Source organism: Streptomyces sp. PSU-S4-23, from assembly GCF_055632315.1.
The window spans coordinates 1,212,092-1,233,195 of sequence record NZ_JBVMUU010000002.1; the positions used below are offsets into that span (position 1 = coordinate 1,212,092).

General features: G+C 71.4%; 19 protein-coding genes. 3 read left to right on the plus strand and 16 right to left on the minus strand.

Annotated elements, in window-relative coordinates; translation table 11 throughout:
- Positions 1 to 196: 196 nt before the first annotated feature.
- The 14 genes from ACZ79I_RS06330 to pgsA all read right to left on the minus strand — a co-directional run bounded on the left by ACZ79I_RS06330 (position 197) and on the right by pgsA (position 13,268).
- Positions 197 to 736 carry an adenine phosphoribosyltransferase gene (locus ACZ79I_RS06330; RefSeq protein WP_471494909.1) on the minus strand — a complete coding sequence of 180 codons (540 nt, stop codon included), beginning with the start codon at positions 734 to 736 and terminating at the stop codon, positions 197 to 199.
- The gene (gene secF / locus ACZ79I_RS06335; protein WP_471494911.1) at positions 733 to 1,833 is read right to left on the minus strand and encodes a protein translocase subunit SecF; all 1,101 of its coding nucleotides are present in this window, start codon (positions 1,831 to 1,833) and stop codon (positions 733 to 735) included. Before secF ends, ACZ79I_RS06330 begins: the two co-directional genes overlap by 4 nt.
- 1 nt (position 1,834) lies before the next feature.
- Positions 1,835 to 3,616 (minus strand): protein translocase subunit SecD, encoded by a 1,782-nt coding sequence (gene secD / locus ACZ79I_RS06340; protein WP_471494913.1) that lies wholly within the window; start codon positions 3,614 to 3,616, stop codon positions 1,835 to 1,837.
- Between the two features lie 141 nt (positions 3,617 to 3,757).
- Entirely contained in the window at positions 3,758 to 4,279 is a 522-nt protein-coding gene (yajC, locus tag ACZ79I_RS06345) for a preprotein translocase subunit YajC (protein WP_471494915.1), read from the minus strand.
- Between the two features lie 163 nt (positions 4,280 to 4,442).
- Entirely contained in the window at positions 4,443 to 5,513 is a 1,071-nt protein-coding gene (gene ruvB / locus ACZ79I_RS06350; RefSeq protein ID WP_471494917.1) for a Holliday junction branch migration DNA helicase RuvB, read from the minus strand.
- A 94-nt stretch (positions 5,514 to 5,607) separates the two neighbouring features.
- A complete protein-coding gene (gene ruvA, locus ACZ79I_RS06355; protein ID WP_471494919.1) occupies positions 5,608 to 6,213 on the minus strand; it encodes a Holliday junction branch migration protein RuvA in 606 nt (201 codons plus the stop codon).
- Positions 6,210 to 6,740, minus strand: coding sequence for a crossover junction endodeoxyribonuclease RuvC (gene ruvC, locus ACZ79I_RS06360; RefSeq protein WP_381085342.1), 531 nt, complete (start codon positions 6,738 to 6,740; stop codon positions 6,210 to 6,212). Before ruvC ends, ruvA begins: the two co-directional genes overlap by 4 nt.
- Before the next feature lie 175 nt (positions 6,741 to 6,915).
- Positions 6,916 to 7,668, minus strand: coding sequence for a YebC/PmpR family DNA-binding transcriptional regulator (locus ACZ79I_RS06365; protein ID WP_471494921.1), 753 nt, complete (start codon positions 7,666 to 7,668; stop codon positions 6,916 to 6,918).
- A 49-nt stretch (positions 7,669 to 7,717) separates the two neighbouring features.
- Positions 7,718 to 8,326 (minus strand): pyridoxal 5'-phosphate synthase glutaminase subunit PdxT, encoded by a 609-nt coding sequence (gene pdxT / locus ACZ79I_RS06370; RefSeq protein WP_471494923.1) that lies wholly within the window; start codon positions 8,324 to 8,326, stop codon positions 7,718 to 7,720.
- Positions 8,327 to 8,361: 35 nt separating this feature from the next.
- The gene (gene pdxS / locus ACZ79I_RS06375; protein WP_381085333.1) at positions 8,362 to 9,273 is read right to left on the minus strand and encodes a pyridoxal 5'-phosphate synthase lyase subunit PdxS; all 912 of its coding nucleotides are present in this window, start codon (positions 9,271 to 9,273) and stop codon (positions 8,362 to 8,364) included.
- 177 nt (positions 9,274 to 9,450) lie between these two features.
- Positions 9,451 to 9,996 carry a LemA family protein gene (locus ACZ79I_RS06380; protein ID WP_471494925.1) on the minus strand — a complete coding sequence of 182 codons (546 nt, stop codon included), beginning with the start codon at positions 9,994 to 9,996 and terminating at the stop codon, positions 9,451 to 9,453.
- Between the two features lie 434 nt (positions 9,997 to 10,430).
- Positions 10,431 to 11,591, minus strand: a complete 1,161-nt coding sequence (locus tag ACZ79I_RS06385; protein WP_471494927.1) for a glycosyltransferase family 4 protein — start codon at positions 11,589 to 11,591, stop codon at positions 10,431 to 10,433.
- Positions 11,588 to 12,556, minus strand: a complete 969-nt coding sequence (locus tag ACZ79I_RS06390) for a phosphatidylinositol mannoside acyltransferase (RefSeq protein ID WP_471494929.1) — start codon at positions 12,554 to 12,556, stop codon at positions 11,588 to 11,590. The genes ACZ79I_RS06385 and ACZ79I_RS06390 overlap by 4 nt, the downstream gene beginning before the upstream one ends.
- 28 nt (positions 12,557 to 12,584) lie before the next feature.
- Positions 12,585 to 13,268 (minus strand): phosphatidylinositol phosphate synthase, encoded by a 684-nt coding sequence (pgsA, locus tag ACZ79I_RS06395; protein ID WP_471494931.1) that lies wholly within the window; start codon positions 13,266 to 13,268, stop codon positions 12,585 to 12,587.
- 304 nt (positions 13,269 to 13,572) lie between these two features.
- On the opposite strand from pgsA, the gene ACZ79I_RS06400 reads away from it, so the two are divergent.
- Both ACZ79I_RS06400 and ACZ79I_RS06405 read left to right on the plus strand, forming a co-directional pair.
- Positions 13,573 to 15,771 carry an elongation factor G-like protein EF-G2 gene (locus ACZ79I_RS06400; protein WP_471494933.1) on the plus strand — a complete coding sequence of 733 codons (2,199 nt, stop codon included), beginning with the start codon at positions 13,573 to 13,575 and terminating at the stop codon, positions 15,769 to 15,771.
- Between the two features lie 181 nt (positions 15,772 to 15,952).
- Positions 15,953 to 17,623, plus strand: coding sequence for a hypothetical protein (locus ACZ79I_RS06405; RefSeq protein ID WP_471494935.1), 1,671 nt, complete (start codon positions 15,953 to 15,955; stop codon positions 17,621 to 17,623).
- A 115-nt stretch (positions 17,624 to 17,738) separates the two neighbouring features.
- Here the strand turns inward: ACZ79I_RS06405 and ACZ79I_RS06410 are convergent, their stop codons facing one another.
- Positions 17,739 to 18,320, minus strand: coding sequence for an HIT family protein (locus ACZ79I_RS06410; RefSeq protein WP_471494937.1), 582 nt, complete (start codon positions 18,318 to 18,320; stop codon positions 17,739 to 17,741).
- Positions 18,321 to 18,387: 67 nt separating this feature from the next.
- Between ACZ79I_RS06410 and ACZ79I_RS06415 the strand changes: the two genes are divergently transcribed.
- Positions 18,388 to 19,047, plus strand: coding sequence for a potassium channel family protein (locus ACZ79I_RS06415; RefSeq protein WP_471494939.1), 660 nt, complete (start codon positions 18,388 to 18,390; stop codon positions 19,045 to 19,047).
- 41 nt (positions 19,048 to 19,088) lie between these two features.
- Here ACZ79I_RS06415 and thrS read toward each other — a convergent pair whose 3' ends face one another.
- Complete coding sequence (thrS, locus tag ACZ79I_RS06420) at positions 19,089 to 21,065, minus strand: threonine--tRNA ligase (protein WP_471494941.1); 1,977 nt, start codon at positions 21,063 to 21,065, stop codon at positions 19,089 to 19,091.
- Positions 21,066 to 21,104 lie beyond the last annotated feature (39 nt).

The following is a 21,104-nucleotide window of genomic DNA, read 5'->3' on the forward strand; positions in this document are numbered from 1 at the left end:
ACCTTTGGGTTGGAAGCCCCTCCTTCGGGCAGGGAGCGGAGTCACGGTAGCGATCCCGGGCTGCTGCTGCGGGGTCCCAGGCCGCTGAGACGGCCTTCTGGAAGAAGAACACACGAAGGCGGGCCCGGATTCCTCCGGGCCCGCCTTCGTGTGCTTCCACGGCTGCACCCCCGCCGTGCGGGGTGCCGCGCGGGTCTCAGACCCGGATCAGCGCCTCCAGCGGGGCGCCGTCCAGGGCCGGCTCCAGACGGGCGCGCCCGCCCAGGAAGCCCAGCTCCATCAGCACGGACACACCCGCGATCTCGGCGCCCGCCCGGCGGATGAGCCGCAGCGACGCCTCGGCGGTGCCTCCGGTGGCGAGGACGTCGTCGACGACCATCACTCGGTCGGCCCCGGTCAGGTCCTCGGCGTGCACCTGGATCTCGGCGGAGCCGTACTCCAGCTCGTACGCCTGGCTGAGGGTCGCTCCGGGGAGCTTGCCCGCCTTGCGTACGGGGACGAAGCCGACGCCCGCGCGGACGGCGGCCGGGGCACCGAGGATGAAGCCACGGGCCTCCAGCCCGACGATCTTCGTGGCGCCGTACCGCACGGTCAGCCCGGCCAGTGCCTCGGTGAGCGCGGTGAACGCCACCGGGTCGGCGAGCAGCGGGGTGATGTCCTTGAACATCACCCCCGGCTCCGGGTGGTCGGGCACGTCCCGGATGCGGCTGAGCAGGAGGGCCGCTATGTCGGTCATCGGCGCTTCCCCGTGGCCCGGCCGCGGCCACGGCCGCGCGGCGCGGCCCCGGCGCGCGGGCCCACGACCGCGGCTGCCGCGTCCTGCGGCTCGCCGGCGGCCCCCGCGTCGGCGAACTCTCCCTCGGCGGCCGCCTGCGCGCGCTTGGCGAGGACGCGCTTCCTGAGGGCCTTCATCTGCGGCTCGCGCTCCTTGAGGTCGGCGACGAGCGGGGTGGCGATGAAGATCGACGAGTACGCGCCGGCCGCGAGGCCGACGAACAGCGACAGCGAGATGTCGTTGAGCATGCCGGCGCCGAGGAAGCCGCCGCCGATGAACAGCAGGCCCGCGACGGGCAGCAGCGCGACCACCGTGGTGTTGATGGAGCGGACGAGGGTGCTGTTGATCGAGCGGTTGGCGATGTCGCTGTAGGTCCAGCGGGTCTGCTTGGTGATGTCCTTCGTCTGCTCCTTGAGGCTGTCGAAGACGACGACCGTGTCGTAGAGCGAGTAACCGAGGATCGTCAGCAGACCGATCACCGTGCCGGGCGTGACCTCGAAGCCGACGAGGGCGTAGATGCCGGTGGTGATGGTGATGTCGTGGATCAGTGCGACGAGCGCGGCCAGGGCCATGCGCCACTCGAAGGCGATCGCCAGGTAGATCACGACGAGGACCATGAAGATCCCCAGGCCCTGCCATGCCTTGTTGGCGATCTGCTCGCCCCAGCTGGGGCCGACCAGGTCGGCGTTGATGGACTCCGCGTCGACCTTCAGGTCCTTGGCCAGGGCGGTCTTGATCTGGTCGGACTTGTCGGTGTCGATGCCGGCGATCTGGATGCGCAGGGTGCTGTTGCCGAGCTTCTGCACGATCGCGTCGTGACCGGACGAGTCCTGCGCGTACTTCTCCGCCTGGGCGACCGAGACGCTCGTCTTCGGTGTGGTGAAGACGGCGCCTCCCTGGAATTCGATGCCCATGTTCAGGCCTCGCACCGCCAGGCCGAGGATGGCCGTGATGGTGATCAGGATCGAGACGCCGTACCAGATCTTGCGGTTGCCGACGAAGTCGTAGCCGACCTCGCCGCGGTGCAGTCGGGCGCCGAGGGTGCCGAGCTTCGACATCTCACGCCTCCTTCGGGTCGACGGGGGCGGAGGGACGGCGGGTGCGGCGCAACGGCGGCTTGGCACCCAGTCGCTTCGGGTCGAGACCGGACCAGCTGTGGCCGCTGGAGAAGAACTTCCCACGGCCGAGGATCGTCATCAGCGGCTTGGTGAAGAGGAAGACGACGACCACGTCGAGCAGGGTGGTCAGACCGAGCGTGAACGCGAAGCCCTGGACCTTGCCGACGGTCACGATGAACAGCACCGCGGCGGCCAGGAACGAGACGAAGTCGGAGACCAGGATGGTGCGCCGCGCGCGCGGCCAGGCCCGCTCGACAGCGGGGCGCAGCGAGCGGCCCTCGCGGATCTCGTCCCGGATGCGTTCGAAGAACACGATGAACGAGTCGGCCGTGATGCCGATCGCGACGATGGCACCGCAGACGGCCGGCAGGTTCAGCGCGAAGCCGATGGTCGGGCCGAGCAGCGACATGATCACGTAGGTGAGGACGGCGGAGACCAGCAGCGAGGCGACGGCGATGAGCGACAGACCGCGGTAGTAGACCACCAGGTAGACGACGACCAGGGCGAGACCGATCGCGCCCGCGATCAGGCCGGCCTGCAGCTGCTCACCGCCGAGCGCCGCGGTCACCGTGGTGACGCTGTCCTCCTTGAAGCTCAGCGGGAGGGCGCCGTAGGAGAGCATGTTGGCGAGGCTCTGGGCCTCCTCCTGCTTGAAGTTGCCGGAGATCTCCGCGTTGCCGCCGGTCAGTGCCTCGCGGACGTACGGGTCGGAGACGACCTCGCCGTCCAGCACGATGGCGAACTGGTTCTGCGGAGACTGCTTCTGCGCGAGCTGGCCGGTGATGTCCGCGAACTTCTTGGTGCCCTTGGACGTGAAGTCCATGGTGACCGTCCAGCCCGCGGCGGTCTGGGTGTTGTAGACGGCCTGGGCCTTCTTGACGTCCGTGCCGTCGACCGCCGCGGGGCCGAGGACGTACTTCTGCCACTGGCCCTGCGAGTTCTGGCCGCAGGCCACGGTGGCCTCGCTGGGCTTGGCGTTCTTGCCGGCGGTGGCGCGGACCTTCTTGTCGGTGCAGTCGAGCGCCGCGTACTGCGCCTGGAGCTTGGCGGCCGAGTCGCCGGCGGAGCTGCTCGCGGACGGGGAGGGGCTGGACGGCGCCTTCGGCGAGGAGGAAGCCTTCGGCGAGGAGGAGCCGGTCGCGGACGGCGAGGAGCCGGCCTTCAGGGCGTCGGTGACCGCGCGTCCCTGGGAGGTGGCGCTCGCCGACGGGGAGGCGACGCCCGACGGGGACCCGGACGGGTTCGCCTTGCCGGTGGCCTTGCTCGGGGAGCTGCCGGAGGCGCTCGGCGACGGGCTGGCCGTCGCGGCGGCGCCGGAGACCTCGGTGGCCAGGACCGGGCGGAAGTAGAGCTTGGCGGTGGTGCCGACCTGCTCCTGCGCCTGCTTGGAGTTCGTGCCCTTGGGGATGTTGACGATGATGTTGCGATCGCCCTGGGTCTGGACCTCGGCCTCGGAGACGCCCAGACCGTTGACACGGCGGTTCATGATGTCGACCGCGGTGTTCATGTTGGTCTTGTTGATCGCGGATTCCTGGCCGGGCTCGGCGACCGCCCGGAGCGTGATGCTCGTACCGCCGGCCAGGTCGATGCCGAGACGCGGAGTGGTGTGTCCGGAGGCGAACATTCCCCCGGTGAGCGCCGCGATGGCGATCAGGATGAGGGCCAGCGAGCGCCCCGGCTTGCTCTGGGCACCCGCGCTCCGGCCCTTCTTCGGTGCTGCCACCTTCTCGTACTCCCTCTCGGGCCGGCCGGCGCCGGGTGGGCGCGCGGACGGCCATGCCATGGTGTCGGGACTCCGTGCACGAACGACGCGTCCCGGGAGGCACGCGGCGCGAGCGGTCCGCGCCGGCTTCCCGGGGCGGTACTACTTCGCGTCGGAGTCGCCGTCGGTCTTCTTCGGCTCCGCTTCCTCGGCCTTGGCGTCGGCCACCTCGTCGGCCGCGTCGTCCGCGTCCTTCTTACCGAGGTCGACGGTCTGGGCGTCGGAGGCGGCGGCCGTGGCGTCGGAGGCGGCGGCCGTGGCGTCGGAGGCCGGCTCGTCGGTCTCGGTGAGGGAGGAGGCGTCGTCCGGCACCACGGTGGTGTCGGCCTTCAGGTCGTGCTCGATGCCGTGGACGATGCGGTTGTACTCGTCGTCGGTCAGGACGGCGCCGATGGCGTTCTTCGCGAAGAGCAGTTCCACGCCCGGGCCCGCGTCAAGGAGGACCGTGTCCTCGTTGACCTCCTTGACCGTCGCGTACATGCCCCCGATCGTGCGGACGCCCGAGCCGGGCTGCATCTGGTTCCGCATCTCCGCGGCCTGGTTCTGCTTCTTCTTGGCCGAGCGCGTCATCAGGAACATGGCCGCGATGAGCACGATGAAGGGGAGGAGGGTCAAGGTATTCACGGGACGGAGTTTCCTTCGCACGACCGCCCGATCGGCGGCCTGATGGATGGGGGTGGTCGGCACCGCCCACAAAGGCGGCATCGGCGGAGTCTAAGGGAGTCCGCACGCAAGGAACAACGCTCAGCATGGCACCCGGGTTCCTGCCGGTGCGAGTCCCGCGCCGTCACGCCCCGAACAGGTCCTGTTGTCCGTTTCCCCCGGTGGTCCCGCGTGGCGCGGTGAGGCCGAGGTGCGCCCAGGCGGCCGGAGTCGCCACCCGACCGCGCGGGGTGCGGGCGAGCAGCCCCTCACGCACCAGGAAGGGCTCGGCGACCTCCTCGACGGTCTCGCGCTCCTCCCCCACGGCGACCGCGAGCGTCGACAGGCCCACGGGGCCACCGCCGAAGAGCTTGAGCAGGGCCTGGAGGACGGCCCGGTCCAGACGGTCCAGACCGCGGGCGTCGACCTCGTAGACGGTGAGGGCGGCCGCCGCGATCTCGCGGGTGATCACCCCGTCGGCCTTGACCTGTGCGTAGTCGCGGACGCGGCGCAGCAGCCGGTTGGCGATGCGGGGCGTGCCCCGGGAGCGGCCGGCGATCTCGGTGGCGCCGTCGGGGTCGATCTCGACGTCGAGCAGGTTCGCCGAACGGTGGATGACGCGCTCCAGCTCGGCGGGCTCGTAGAACTCCATGTGCGCGGTGAAGCCGAAGCGGTCGCGCAGCGGGGGCGGCAGCAGACCCGCCCGCGTGGTGGCGCCCACCAGGGTGAACGGCGGCAGTTCCAGCGGAATGGCGGTGGCGCCGGGCCCCTTGCCGACGATGACGTCGACGCGGAAGTCCTCCATCGCCATGTAGAGCATCTCCTCGGCGGGCCGGGACATGCGGTGGATCTCGTCGAGGAAGAGCACCTCGCCCTCCTGCAGGGAGGAGAGGATCGCGGCCAGGTCGCCGGCGTGCTGGATGGCGGGGCCGCTGGTGATGCGGATGGGGGCGCCCATCTCGGCCGCGATGATCATCGAGAGGGTCGTCTTGCCGAGGCCGGGGGCGCCCGAGAGGAGCACGTGGTCGGCGGTGGCGCCGCGCGCGCGGGCGGCGCGCAGCACGAGGTCGAGCTGTTCGCGGACCTTCTCCTGGCCGATGAACTCGTCCAGGTCCTTCGGTCGCAGGGCGGCCTCGACGGCCTGGTCCTCACGGTCGGCGACAGGGCCTACCAGCCGCTGGGGGGCGGGGGTGCCGGTCGTGTCGTCCCAGTTCATCGTATGCGCCTCGGGGTCGCGGTCGGTCGGTTCGTACGAGGAGGGAGCCGCCCCGCGCGGGGCCGGCGCGGGGTTCCTGGAGCAGCCGCGCCCGTCAGCGCGCTCTGTTGAGTGTCTGCAGGGCCGCCCTCAGCAGCCGCCCCACCTGGGGGGTGCCCTCGGCGGCCTCGGCCTGCGGGGCGACCGCGGCGACCGCCTCGTCCGCCTCGCGGGTCGCGTACCCGAGTCCGATCAGCGCGGCGTGCAGCTGGTCGCGCCAGCCGACGGAGACCGCCGTGCCGGCCGCGGGGGCGCCGACCGGCTCGCCCAGCCGGTCCTTCAGCTCCAGCAGCAGCTTCTGGGCACCCTTCTTGCCGATGCCGGGAACCGCGGTGAGCGCCTTCTCGTCGCCGGTGGCCACGGCGCGGCGCAGGGCGTCCGGGGTGTGCACGGCCAGCATCGACTGGGCCAGGCGCGGGCCGACGCCGCTCGCGGTCTGCAGCAGCTCGAAGACCTGGCGCTCGTCGTCGTCCGCGAATCCGTACAGCGTCAGTGAGTCCTCGCGGACCACCAGGGAGGTGGCGAGCCTGGTCGGGTGGCCCTGGCGGAGCCCGGACAGCGTGTTCGGGGTGCACTGGACGGCGATGCCGATGCCGCCCACCTCGACCACCGCGGAGTCCGGGGCCAGGGCGGCGACCGGGCCGCTGACGAAGGCGATCATGCGGGACGGCCTTTCGATGCGTGCAGGGCGACGGCCTGCTGGAGTCGGTTCTGGGCGGGCGCGCGCCAGATGTGGCAGATCGCGAGGGCGAGCGCGTCCGCGGCGTCGGCGGGCCTGGGCGGCGCGTCGAGCCGCAGCAGCCGGGTGACCATCGCACCGACCTGGGCCTTGTCGGCGCGGCCCGTGCCGGTGACGGCGGCCTTGACCTCACTGGGGGTGTGCAGGGCGACGGGGATGCCACGGCGGGCGGCGCAGAGCATGGCGACGGCGCTGGCCTGGGCGGTGCCCATCACCGTCCGCACATTGTGCTGGCTGAACACCCGCTCCACGGCGACGTATTCGGGCCGGTGCTCGTCCAGCCACCGCTCGATGCCCTGCTCGACGGCGACGAGGCGATGGCCCAGGTCGGCGTCCACGGGCGTGCGGACCACGCCGACCCCGAGCATGGTCAGCGGCCTGCCGGCGACGCCCTCGACCACGCCGACGCCGCATCGGGTCAGCCCGGGGTCCACCCCCAACACGCGCACGCGCCCCTCCCTTCGCCTACCTGTTCGTGCAGGCTATCGGGTGCCACCGACAACGACCGGCAAAGCGGCGGGCCGACATGGCGGGCCGACATGAAGGGAGGGGCGGACGAGGCCCTCGACGAGGGGGCCGGGGGACGCGTGACCGTCCCGTCGGCCCGTTCGGTTCACGGCAGCGCTACGCGCTGGCCTTCTCCATGATCTCGTCGCTGACGTCGAAGTTGGCGAAGACGTTCTGCACGTCGTCGCTGTCCTCGAGCGCGTCGATCAGCTTGAAGATCTTCTTGGCGCCCTCCTCGTCCAGCTCGACCTGCATGGTCGGGACGAAGTTGGCCTCGGCGGAGTCGTAGTCGATCCCGGCGTCCTGCAGGGCGGTGCGGACCGCGACCAGGTCGGTGGCCTCGCTGATCACCTCGAAGGACTCGCCGAGGTCGTTGACCTCCTCGGCGCCGGCGTCCAGCACGGCGCCCAGGACGTCGTCCTCGGTCAGCTCGCCCTTGGGGACGATCACGACACCCTTGCGGTTGAACAGGTACGAGACGGAGCCGGGGTCCGCCATGGAGCCGCCGTTGCGGGTCATGGCGACGCGGACGTCGGAGGCGGCACGGTTGCGGTTGTCGGTCAGGCACTCGACGAGCACCGCGACGCCGTTCGGCCCGTATCCCTCGTACATGATCGTCTCGTAGTCGGCACCGCCGGCCTCCAGGCCCGCGCCGCGCTTGATCGCCGAGTCGATGTTCTTGTTCGGCACCGACTGCTTCTTGGCCTTCTGCACGGCGTCGTACAGCGTCGGATTGCCGTCCACGTCGGCGCCGCCCATGCGCGCCGCGACTTCGACGTTCTTGATCAGCTTCGCGAAGAGCTTGCCGCGCTTGGCGTCGATCACGGCCTTCTTGTGCTTCGTCGTGGCCCATTTAGAGTGGCCGGACATCTGCCTGTCTCCTTCGCGTAACCCATCTCTGTACGGAACGCCAGAGATCCTACAAGGACTCCGGTGTCCGCCCGGCGCGCACCATGTCGACGAACAGGGCGTGCACACGGTGGTCACCGGTCAGCTCCGGGTGGAACGACGTGGCGAGCGCGTTGCCCTGGCGCACGGCGACGATGTGGCCGTCGTACTCGGCCAGCACCTCCGCCCCGGCGCCGACGGACTCGACCCATGGGGCGCGGATGAAGACGCCCTCTACAGGATCGCCCTCGACGCCCCGGACGTCGACCGACGCCTCGAAGGACTCGTTCTGCCGCCCGAAGGCGTTGCGGCGCACGATCATGTCGATGCCGCCGACGGTCTCCTGGCCCGAGCGCGGGTCGAGGATCTTGTCGGCGAGCATGATCATGCCCGCGCAGGTGCCGTACACGGGCATGCCGCCGCGCACGCGCGCGCGGAGGGGTTCCATCACTCCGAAGAGGACGGCCAGCTTGGAGATGGTGGTGGACTCGCCGCCGGGGATGACGAGGCCGTCGACCTCGGCGAGCTCTTCGGGGCGCCGCACCGCCCTGGCCACGGCGTCGGCCGCGGCCAGGGCGATGAGGTGCTCCCGTACGTCGCCCTGGAGGGCCAGGACGCCGATGACAGGTGCGTCAGTCATGTACGTGATGTCCTCGTGCGCTGATGCGGCAGCCGTCACCAGCCGCGGTTGGCGTAGCGCTCGCTCTCCGGGAGGGTGTCGCAGTTGATGCCGACCATGGCCTCGCCGAGGTTCCGGGACGCATCCGCGATGATCTTGGGGTCGTCGTAGAAGGTGGTGGCCTTCACGATGGCGGCGGCGCGCTTGGCCGGGTCGCCGGACTTGAAGATGCCGGAGCCGACGAAGACGCCCTCGGCGCCGAGCTGGCGCATCAGGGCGGCGTCGGCCGGGGTGGCGACGCCACCGGCGGAGAACATCACCACCGGGAGCTTGCCCAGCTCGGCGACCTCCTTGACCAGCTCGTAGGGGGCACGCAGGTCCTTGGCGGCGGCGTACAGCTCGTGGTTGTCGAGGCCGCGCAGCCGGGCGATGTCGCCCTTGATCTGACGCAGGTGGCGGACCGCCTCGACGACGTTGCCGGTGCCGGCCTCGCCCTTGGAGCGGATCATGGCGGCGCCCTCGGCGATGCGGCGCAGGGCCTCGCCGAGGTTGGTGGCGCCGCAGACGAACGGCGTGGTGAAGGCCCACTTGTCGGAGTGGTTGGCCTCGTCGGCCGGGGTGAGGACCTCGGACTCGTCGATGTAGTCCACGCCGAGCGACTGCAGGACCTGGGCCTCGACGAAGTGGCCGATCCGCGACTTGGCCATCACGGGGATGGAGACGGCGCCGATGATGCCCTCGATCATGTCCGGGTCGGACATGCGGGCCACCCCGCCGTCCTTGCGGATGTCGGCCGGCACCCGCTCCAGGGCCATGACGGCGACGGCGCCCGCGTCCTCGGCGATCTTCGCCTGCTCCGGCGTGACGACATCCATGATCACGCCGCCCTTGAGCTGCTCGGCCATGCCGCGCTTGACGCGGGCGGTGCCGGTCTCGGGGGTCTGGGGGGAGGAGAGCGTGCTGGACACGGGGTTTCGACCTCACTCTGGGAAGGCGGAATGCTGCTGGACCGAGGAAACGGGAGGGAGGCAGGCCACGGCAAGGGCCAATGGGAAGCCGGTGGATCGTTTTGCCCGGCCGTGGAGCCCTGACCTGCGGATTCCGCCCGGGTCCGGTCCCATGGACGCGCCCGGCCGCCTCGGTCCTCAGGCGGCCGGCCGGTCCGTCAGCGCCGCCGGTGGTTCGTCGTCCATCTCGAACGCCAGCGGGAAGGGCGCGTGGCCCGCGAGACGGAACCAGCGCACCTTGCGGTGGCGCCGCAGCGCCCGCGCCGCCCGCACCGCGTCGTTGTGGAACCGCCGGGCCATCGGCACCCTCCGCACCGCCTCGGTCAGCTCCCGCGCGGCCGCCTCCCCGCCGGGGGCCTCCCGGACCGCCTCGACCTGCTGCGCCTCCTCGAAGACGGCCCTCAGGGCCTGGCTCAGCTCGCTCTCGGCGACCTCCCGCTGCTCCTCCTCCGCCTGACGGGCGGCGTGTGCGGCCTCGTAGAGGACGATCGAGGCGGCCGGGTCGAGCACCCCCGAGGTGGCCAGTTCCTGGGCGACCGAGGCCCGCCGCAACAGCTGCGCGTCGAGCGCGGCGCGCGCCGCGTCGATCCGGGAGTGCAGCCGGTCGAGGCGGCCCGCGGTCCAGCTCAGATAGAGGCCGATCGCGACGAGGGCGACGAGGATCCAGATGAGGGTTGCGGTCACGGGCGGCAAGGCTACCGGGCCGCCGACGGGGCCCGGCCGGGCCCGTGCCCTTCCCCAACCGCCGGGCCCACCACGGGGCTCCGGAAGGCCGCACAGGGCCCGCGACGGGCGGGCCGGGTCCCGGCGGCGACGCGGAGACCGGCCGCCCGAGTGCGACGGCCGGCGGCCGCCACCGGCCGATTCCCGGCACGCGCTCCCGCCCGCACGCCGCGGCGGTCGTCGTCCGTGAGGCCCGGGCGTGCTCGGCGGGGCCGACGGCAACGCCCGACCGGCCCGACGTGGCACCGGTCCGGAGCCCAGGCCGGACGTGGACCCCGCCGGGCCCGAGACCCCGCCGGGCCCAGGCCTCTGCCGGGCCCAGGCCTCTGCCGGGCCCGAGACCGCGCCGGTCGCGCCGGCCGGGCGGTGTTCGTACGGCCGACCGGCCGCGTGGTTCAGTCCCGTGCCAGGCCGAGGCGTGCCCGTAGGCCCGTGCGTTCGTCCGCCGCTACCGCCGCCGCGCCGTCCGTCACCGTCTCGTAGACCGACAGGATGTCCGCCCCGACCGTCGACCAGTCGAAGCGCCGTACGTGGGCGCTCCCGCGCGCCCGGAGTTCGGCGCGCCGCTCCGGGTCGCCCAGCAGTCGTATCGCCGCGTCGGCGAGCGCGTCGGCGTCCTCGTTGGCGAACAGTTCGCCGGCCGCTCCCCGGTCCAGGACCTGCGCGAAGGCGTCGAGATCGGAGGCGAGCACGGGCGCCCCCGCCGACATGGCCTCGACCAGGATGATCCCGAAGCTCTCGCCGCCGGTGTTGGGCGCCACGTACAGGTCGACGCTGCGCAGCAGGCGCGCCTTGTCCTCGTCGCTGATCATGCCGAGGAACTCCACCCGCGGGCGCAGTCCGGCGGGCAGCTTCTCCACCGCCTCCTCCTCGTCGCCCCGCCCGGCGACCAGCAGCCTGGTCCCGGGGCGGGCGGCCAGGATCCTGGGCAGCGCCCTCATCAGGACCGGCAGTCCCTTGCGCGGCTCGTCGATGCGCCCTATGAAGCCGATCGTCTCGCCCTGCCACTCGGGCTTGGGCTCGGCCCGCGCGAAGAAGTCGACGTCCACGCCGTTCGGGATGACCACCGCGTCGCCGCCGAGGTGCTCGACGAGCGTGCGCCGCGCGTACTCGCTCACGGCGATCCGCGCGCTGATCTTCTCCAGCGCCGCCTGGAGGATCGCGTACGCGGCGACCATGGCCCGGGAGCGCGGGTTCGAGGTGTGGAAGGTCGCCACGATCGGGCCCTGCGCCGCCCAGCAGGCCAGCAGGCCCAGCGACGGCGATGTCGGCTCGTGGATGTGGATGACGTCGAAGCGGCCCTCGTGCAGCCAGCGCCGGACCCGGGCGGCACTGAGGATGCCGAAGTTCAGACGGGCCACGGAGCCGTTGTACGGCACCGGGACGGCGCGGCCCGCCGAGACCACGTACGGCGGCAGGGGGGTGTCGTCGTCGGCGGGGGCGAGGACGGAGACCTCGTGCCCGAGGCGGATGAAGTACTCGGCCAGATCGCGGATGTGGAACTGGACGCCGCCCGGCACGTCCCACGAGTACGGGCAGACGATGCCGATCCTCACGAGGTCCCCTTCTCGGGATCTTTCTCCGTGCCGTTCGCGGGATTCCCGGCGTCTTCGCCGTGTTCCTTCGCCGGATCCAGGTCGGCGAGCCACAACCGCTGCAGCATGTGCCAGTCCTCCGGATGCTCGGCGATCCCCGTGGCGAAGGCGTCTGCCAGCGCCTGTGTCATGACAGACGTCTTCTCGGCCCGGTCGCCTGTCGCCGGTACCTCGATCGGGGGATGCACACGGCCCCGCATGACGGGCGAGTCGTCGTACCAGAGGGTCACCGGCAGCAGCACCGCCCCGGTCTGCCGGGCGAGCAGCGCGGGTCCCGCCGGCATCCGGGCCGTCTCTCCGAAGAAGTCGACCGCGACGCCGGAGGCGGACAGATCGCGGTCGGCGACCAGGCAGACCAGCCCGCCGTCCCGCAGCCGCCGCGCCAGGGTGCCGAAGGCGGAGCCGCCGTTGTGCGGCAGCACCTCCATGCCGAGGCCCTCGCGATAGGCGACGAACCGGTCGTAGAGCGTCTCGGGCCGGAGGCGCTCGGCGACCGTCGTGAACGGTATTCCCAGAGCGGTGGTGACCCAGGCGCCGGCCAGGTCCCAGTTGGCCAGGTGCGGCAGCGCGAGGACGACGCCCCGGCCGGCGGCCAGTCCGTCGGTGAGGTGGTGCAGGTCCTTCGGGTCGAAGCCGCTCCTGATGCGCTGCTCGCTCCACACCGGGAGCCGGAAGGACTCCATCCAGTAGCGCAGGTACGAGCGCATGCCGGCCCGGGTGAGTTCGGCGAGGCGCTGCGGGCTCGCGTCGGGCAGCACGCGCGCGTAGTTGCTCTCGAGCCGTCGCACGCCCTTGCCGCCCTGCTTCCAGGCGAGATCGGCGATGGTCCGGCCCAGCCGGGTGGCGACAGGCTCGGGCAGCGTCTTGACCGTGCTCCAGCCGAGGCCGTAGAGCCCGTCCGTCAGCCGCTCCTGGAGGCTGGTCACGTCGCCGCCTCTCTCTCGTACCGGCCGCTCACTTCGCCGCCTCGCTCCCCTGCGAGGCATTCTCGCTCGTCTCCGCCTGCGCGGCGTCCGCCTCGGCGGCCTCCCGGCGCACCGTGACGACCCGCTGGATCAGCGTGACCAGGCTGCCGACGGCGACGATCCACAGCGCGACCGGCAGCAGCACCTGGATGCCGGGAACGCCGAACGTGTGCAGTCCGGCGAAACCGGCCGCGACCAGCGAGACCACCAGGCGTTCGGCGCGCTCGACGAGCCCGTTGACCGCGACGGGCAGGCCGATGGACTCGCCGCGGGCCTTGGTGTACGACACCACCTGGCCGCTGGCCAGGCAGAAGATCGAGACCGCGCAGAGAACGTTGTCGTCGCCGTTGCCCGCGTACCAGAGGGCGAAGCCCCCGAAGATCGCGCCGTCGGCGACCCGGTCCAGCGTGGAGTCCAGGAAGGCGCCCCAGCGGCTGGAGCGGCCCAGCTGGCGGGCCATGTTGCCGTCGACGAGGTCCGAGAACACGAACAGGGTGATCACGACCGTGCCCCAGAAGAACTCACCCCGGGGGTAGAAGACCAGCGCGCCCGCGATCACGCCGGCGGTGCCGAGGAGCGTGACCGTGTCGGGGCTGACGCCCCGGCGGATCAGAAACGCGGCGAACGGTGTGAGGACACGCGTGAAGAATGCACGCGCGTACTTGTTCAGCATGGCCTTCCCGACGGTCGGTGAGCCGCGCGGCCCCTGCTGGCCGCCGGCTGGCCCATCGTAGTCACGGGTGCGCGTGCGCGAGGGGCGGGCACCCGCGCCCCTGTGTCACGTCCTGGTGGCGCCCGGGTCACGGCGGGATCGCGGCGCGGAGCACGCTCCGGCGTCGGGATCACGTCCTTCGTATGGACGCACCGTGACACGAGTGCAAAGCTCGAAGACACCGCGGGCGCCGTCGGAGCCGCCACTCACGCGGAGCCGGCCGCCCGCGCCCACAGTGACCTCACCGTGCACGGGAGGCAAGGCCATGGGCGACAAGGCGAACGCACACCCCGGAGCCGCCGGCAGGGCTACGGCGGCCGACCACCCCGCGTCCGTACGGAATGTGGTGCTGGTCGGCCACAGCGGATCGGGCAAGACGACTCTGGTGGAGGCTCTCGCGCTGACCGCGGGAGCGGTGAACCGGGCGGGCCGGGTGGAGGACGGCGGCACCGTCTCCGACTACGACGAGATCGAGCACCGGCAGCAGCGCTCGGTACAGCTCTCCCTGGTTCCCGTCGAATGGGACGGGATCAAGATCAACCTACTGGACACCCCTGGATACGCCGACTTCGTCGGGGAGCTTCGGGCCGGTCTGCGCGCCGCGGACGCGGCCCTCTTCGTCGTCTCCGCCTCCGACGGGGTCGACGGCTCGACACGCATGGTGTGGGAGGAGTGCGCGGCCGTCGGCATGCCGCGCGCCATCGTGATCACGCACCTGGAGGCCGCGCGGGCCGACTTCGAGGAGATGACCCGGGTCTGCGCCGAGGCGTTCGGAGCCGACGACCCGGACGCGGTGCTTCCGCTGTATCTGCCGCTGCACGGTCCGCAGGGACCCGACGGGCACGCCCCCGTGACCGGGCTGACCGGGCTGCTGACACAGAAGCTGTTCGACTACTCGACCGGCGAGCGCAAGGAGTCCGAGCCGGGCCCGGAGCAGCTGCCGGGGATCGAGGAGGCCCGCAACCGGCTCATCGAGGGCATCATCGCCGAGAGCGAGGACGAGACCCTCATGGACCGCTATCTGGGCGGCGAGGAGATCGACCTCGGCATCCTGGTGCAGGATCTGGAGCGGGCCGTGGCACGCGGGGTCTTCTTCCCGGTCCTGGCCGCCGCCCCCGCCGCCGACGGTGCCCGCCAGGGCCTCGGCACGGTGGAGCTGCTGGAGCTGATCACCGGCGGCTTCCCGACCCCGCTGGAGCCGGAGGCGCCGACGGTCACCACTCCGGACGGCAAGCCCCGCGAGATCGAGCTGTGCGACCCCGACGGGCCCCTCGTGGCGGAGGTCGTCAAGACGTCGTCCGACCCGTACGTGGGCCGTGTCTCCCTGGTGCGCGTGTTCTCGGGCACCCTGCGTCCGGACGAGACGGTGCATGTGTCCGGGCACGGGCTGGCCGACCGCGGGCACGAGGACCACGATGTCGACGAGCGCATCGGCGCCCTGTCCACGCCGTTCGGCAAACAGCAGCGGCCGCTGACGCACTGCATCGCGGGTGATCTGGCGTGCGTGGCGAAGCTGGGCCGGGCCGAGACCGGGGACACCCTCTCGGCCAAGGACGACCCGCTGCTGATGCGGCCCTGGGAGATGCCCGACCCGCTGCTGCCGCTCGCGATCCAGGCGCACAGCAAGACGGACGAGGACAAGCTCAGCCAGGGGCTGGCGCGGCTGGTCGCCGAGGATCCCACCATGCGGCTGGAACACAACCCCGGCACGCACCAGGTGGTGCTGTGGTGCCTGGGTGAGGCGCACGCGGACGTCGCGCTGGAGCGGCTGCGCAGCCGCTACGGCGTCCAGGTCGACGTGGTGCCGCACAAGGTCTCCCTGCGGGAGACGTTCGCGAGCAGGTCCGCGGGGCGGGGCCGCCATGTGAAGCAGTCCGGCGGGCACGGCCAGTACGCGATCTGCGAGATCGAGGTGGAACCGCTGCCCGGCGGCTCCGGCGTCGAGTTCGTCGACAAGGTCGTCGGCGGGGCCGTGCCCCGGCAGTTCATCCCGTCCGTCGAGAAGGGCGTCCGCGCGCAGGCGGCCAAGGGCGTGGCCGCCTGCTATCCCCTCGTCGACGTCCGGGTGACGCTCCTGGACGGCAAGGCGCACTCCGTCGACTCCTCCGACGCCGCCTTCCAGACGGCGGGTGCCCTCGCTCTGCGCGAGGCGGCGGCCGACGCCTCCATCCACCTCCTGGAGCCGGTCGCCGAGGTGACGGTGCTCGTCGGCGACGACTACGTCGGCGCCGTGATGAGCGACCTGTCCGGGCGGCGCGGCCGGGTGCTGGGCACCGAGCAGACCAGCGGCGGCCGCACCCTCGTACGGGCCGAGGTGCCGGAGATCGAGATCGGCCGGTACGCGGTCGACCTCCGTTCCCTCTCGCACGGCACGGCGCGATTCAGCCGCTCCTACGCGCGGCACGAGCCGATGCCTCCGCAGGTCGCGGAGAAGATCCGCAAACAGGAGCAGGAAGCCTCGTAGTCGGCTCCCGCTGCGGGGGCGCCCGTCGGCGGACGGCTTCTGGGCCGTCCGCCGACGGATGTCCGCGCCGGCGGATACGCTGATCACCTGATCAAGTTGAGACGCGATCAGCGCGATGACCTGTTCAACAGGTGTGCGGAGCAAGGAAGTCGGGAAGGCCGCAGGAGCGGGTTCGGCGGCGATGGGGGCGGCAGTGACGGACGGATTCGATTTCAGCCCCGGGGCCCAGGTGCCCCTTTCGGGCTCCGCGGGCCAGACGGCGGCGACCTACGCCCTGGCCTCGGCGGCCTACCGGGACGCGAAGGTCGAGACGATCCTCGACGCGGACAACGAATGGCACCAGTCGGCCGTCAGCTCCGGCCGCCCGTGGGCGAAGATCTTCCGGCCGAACCTCGGCGAGGCGTTCTCGCTGGCGGTGCGGGACCGCATGCTGGGCGCCGGCCGCAAGGCGCTCATCCAGTCCTTCGGCACCGAGCCGCAGGTGGTCGTGGAGCACTGCCTGGCCGCCCACCGCATCCGCAGGGAGCGCGACAACTGGCTGTCGGCCGTGACGGTGCTGTGCGGGGTCCTGTTCCTGCCGGGGCTGCTGGTGTGGCTGCTGGTCTTCCAGATCCGCGCCACCATCACCAAGCGCGACGACAAGCGCGCCCCCGCCCTCGCCACGACCCTGCTGGTCGCCGTGGGCGCACTGGCCGTGATCTTCCTGATCCGCATGCCGTTCACGGGTTTCTGGGCGTGGTACGCGCGCGCGGCGGTCGTCATGCCGGTCGTCGGCTGGTTCTGGGCGAAGCAGATCTGCGAGCGCACGGCGAAGGACCTGCGCGACCGCTGGGACAGCCTGCTCGCGGGCGGCGGCCTCGGCGCGAAGATCCCCGAGGCCGTGCCCGGCAGTCCCGGCGAGACCGCCGCCGAGCGGCTGCGCCAGGCACTCGCCCGGCTCAGCGCCGAGCAGCAGTCCAACTCCGTCTTCTACGCGGGCCCCAAGGGCATCCTCGGCATGGGCACGCGCTGGGGCAGCTGGCAGCTCGCCGAGGACCTGGTGCCACGGGATCCGGACAAGGAGATCCACCCCTTCCGCAGCTGGGACGTGATCAAGGCCATCCACGACCAGTTGCGCATGCTGGAGCGCGGCCCGCTGAACACCGGCGGTTTCCCGACCCCGTCGATCAAGCACTGGATCGTCAGCCCGATCGGTGAGAACGCGAAGGAGGTCTCCCGCCCCTCGGGCACCGACGTGGACGCGTACCAGATCAAGTCGCACGCCATACAGGAGATCTGCAACAAGCAGCAGTTCGGCAGCGGTGAGCGGCACTACCTGGGCGTCCAGTGGACCCTCTGGGACGGCCAGCTCATCATCACCATGATGATCACGGTGACGGTCCTGCACGAGACGCTGCGCATCGAGGTCACCGGGCACGCCCTGGGACCCGTGAACGCGCTGTTCACGACGAAGCCGTCGGCGCCGACCAAGAAGGTGCAGAAGTCGGTCAGGTTCTGGGAGACCCGTGAGGTGAAGCTCCCGCTGGTCGACACGGACGAGGTGGTACGGCTCGCGGTCCGGGCCCCGCTCACCGGATACCCGCCGCTCCTGAACTGGCTCGGCGGCTCGCTGACCCTGCCCGAGCCGTTCGGCCTGCGCCACGCCTGGGCGGACCAGCCGTGGCGCCACCGCTTCATGGCGGACGACGCGCTGCGCGCGGCCACGCCGGTGCTGCGGGTCGTGCACGCGGCGGCGATCCGGGTGCTGAAGGAGAACGGCGTGGACACGGAGAAGTTCGGCACGCGGTCGTCGTTCCTCAGCACACAGGTGCAGGACGTGTCGCCGCGGAAGGCGGACGTGTACGACGCTTAGGGCCTCCGGCGGTGGGTGGCCGCCTCCGGGGGCTTGCGCTCCCGGACCGCGCCGCCGGCCTGGACGGCATCGTCCCCGGGCGCCGGAGGGCCCGGCGCCCGGGGGCCTGCGGCGGTCAGGAGGGGTCCGGCCTGCTCAGGTCCTTCGGCCAGGCATCCGCCAGCATCGTCCGGGTGTCGGCCAGCAGTTGCGGCAGTACCTTCGTGTGGCCGACCACCGGCATGAAGTTCGTGTCGCCGCCCCAGCGCGGCACGATGTGCTGGTGCAGATGGGCGGCGATGCCCGCGCCGGCCACCCCGCCCTGGTTCATGCCGATGTTGAATCCGTGGGCCCCCGAGGCGCTGCGCAGCGCGGTCATGGCCTGCTTGGTCAGCTCGGCGAGTTCCGCGGTCTCCGGCCCCGTCAGGTCGGTGTAGTCGGCGACGTGGCGGTAGGGCACGACCATCAGGTGCCCGCCGTTGTACGGGTACAGGTTGAGGACGGCGTACACCTGCTCGCCGCGCTTGACGATCAGCCCGTCCTCGTCGGACTTGGCCGGGATCGAGCAGAACGGGCAGCCGTCGCCGGCTCCGGGACCGGTCGGCTTGTTCTCGCCCTGGATGTAGGCCATCCGGTGGGGCGTCCACAGGCGCTGGAACGCGTCCTGCGTCCCCACTCCGATCTGCTGCTCCGGCTCACTCGTCATGCAGTGCAGCATATGGCTTCGCCCGTTCGCGGCGTGTCGGCGGGGCCCGGGCCGAACCGTCCGGAGCGAAGCTGGGCCGATGGACGACGGCAGCCGCACGGCACGCTGGGAGAGGCACCTGGGACCCCCGCTCGGAGCGGCCTCCCTCCTCTATCTGGCCTCGTACGCGGTGCGGGTCCTGGCGCCCGGCCTGCCCGGGCCCGCGCGCGATCTGTGCCTGGCGGTGACGGCCGCGACCTGGACGCTGTTCGTCGTCGACTACACGGTGCGCTGGCGGCTGAGCGGCCAGGGGCTGCGCTTCGTCCGCCGCAACTGGCTGGACTCGCTGGTGGTGCTGCTGCCCCTGCTGCGGCCGGTGCGCATCGTGCGGGTCTACGACGCCCTGCTGGAGCGCCGCCAGGGGCATCCCGTGATGTCCCTGCAGGCGCGGGTGATCCTGTACGCGGGCATGTCGGTGGGGCTGCTCGGCTTCGCCGCCGCACTCGTGGTGTACCAGCACGAGCACACGGTGCCGGGCGCGTCGATCCGCACCTTCGGCGACTCGCTGTGGTGGGCGGCCTCCACCCTGAGCACCGTGGGCTACGGCGACGCCGTCCCGGTGACGGTGGTGGGACGCGTGGTCGCCGTGGCCCTGATGGGCTGCGGCGTCGCCCTGCTGGGCGCGGTGACGGGCTCGTTCTCGTCGTGGCTGATGCAGCGCTTCGCACGCAGGGACGACCAGGGGCCCCCGAGGAGCTGAGACTCCGAGGGGCCCCTCCGTCCCGTGCGGACCCGTACGGATCAGACCTGGGCCCGCTCCTCGACGACCTTCACGATCTTCGCGATGGCCTCGTCGAACGGGATGCCGTTCTCCTGCGAGCCGTCCCGGTAGCGGAACGAGACCGACCCTCCCGACATGTCCTCGTCGCCCGCGATGACCATGAAGGGCACCTTCTGCTTCTGGGCGTTGCGGATCTTCTTCTGCATCCGGTCCGAGGAGGAGTCGACCTCGACGCGCAGGCCCTTCCTCCGGGCCGCCGCGGCGAACTTCTCCAGGTACTCCACATGGGAGTCGCCGATCGGGATGCCGACCGCCTGCACCGGGGCCAGCCACGCCGGGAACGCGCCCGCGTAGTGCTCCAGGAGCACCGCGAAGAACCGCTCGATCGAGCCGAAGAGGGCCCGGTGGATCATGACCGGGCGCTGCTTGGAGCCGTCCGGACCCGTGTACTCGAGGTTGAAGCGCTCCGGCAGGTTGAAGTCGAGCTGGACCGTCGACATCTGCCAGGTGCGGCCGATCGCGTCCTTCGCCTGGACCGAGATCTTCGGGCCGTAGAAGGCCGCGCCGCCCGGGTCGGGAACCAGCGGGAGGCCCTGCTTCTCGGCGACCTGGCGCAGCGTCTCGGTGGCCTCCTCCCACGCCTCGTCCGAGCCGACGAACTTCTCCGGGTCCTTGGTGGACAGCTCCAGGTAGAAGTCCGTGAGGCCGTAGTCGCGCAGCAGGTTCAGCACGAAGGTGAGCGTCCTGTCGAGCTCGTCGGCCATCTGCTCGCGCGTGCAGTAGATGTGCGCGTCGTCCTGGGTGAAGCCGCGGGCGCGGGTCAGGCCGTGCACGACACCCGACTTCTCGTACCGGTACACGGTCCCGAACTCGAACAGGCGCAGCGGCAGTTCGCGGTAGGAGCGGCCGCGCGCGTCGAAGATCAGGTTGTGCATCGGGCAGTTCATGGGCTTGAGGTAGTAGTCCACGCCCTCGTCGAGCTGCATGGGCGGGTACATGCCGTCGGCGTACCAGTCCAGGTGGCCCGAGGTCTCGAAGAGCTTCCCCTTGGTCGCGTGCGGGGTGTAGACGAACTCGTAGCCCTCTTCCTCGTGGCGGCGCCGCGAGTAGTCCTCCATCACCCGGCGGACGATGCCGCCCCTCGGATGGAAGACGGCGAGGCCGGAGCCGATCTGCTCCGGGATCGAGAACAGGTCCAGCTCGGCGCCGAGCTTGCGGTGGTCGCGCTTCTCGGCCTCGGCGAGGAAGTCCAGGTACGCCTTCAGCTCGTCCTTGGACGGCCAGGCGGTGCCGTAGATGCGCTGGAGCATCGGGTTCTTCTCGCTGCCGCGCCAGTAGGCGGCCGCGTTGCGCATCAGTTTGAACGCCGGGATGGCGCGGGTGGAGGGCAGGTGCGGACCGCGGCAGAGGTCCTTCCAGCACAGCTCGCCGGTCTTGGCGTCCAGGTTGTCGTAGATCGTCAGCTCGCCTGCGCCCACCTCGACGTCCGCGCCGTCCTCGCTGGAGGCCGAGCCCTTCAGGCCGATCAGCTCCAGCTTGTACGGCTCGTCCGCCAGTTCCTCGCGGGCGGCCTCGTCGGTGACGACGCGGCGCGCGAAGCGCTGGCCGCGCTTCTGGATCTCCTGCATCTTCTTCTCGACGGCCTTGAGGTCCTCGGGCGTGAACGGCCTGTCCACGTCGAAGTCGTAGTAGAAGCCGTCCTTGACCGGCGGGCCGATGCCCAGCTTCGCCTCGGGGAAGATCTCCTGCACGGCCTGGGCCATCACATGCGCCGTGGAGTGGCGCAGAATGTTGAGGCCGTCGTCGGAGGAGAGCTCGACGCCCTCGACGGTCTCACCGTCCTTCACCGCGTAGCCGAGGTCCTTCAGCTCGCCGGCCACGCGCGCGGCGATGATCGAGCGCTCGCCGGCGAAGAGGTCGGCGGCCGTAGTGCCCGTCGTCACCACGCGCTCTTCCCGCTCGGAATCGCGTTGGATGATCACACGGACGTCTGACACCGGTCTCTCCTGACTGCTGGTGGATGCGGCGCCATACCT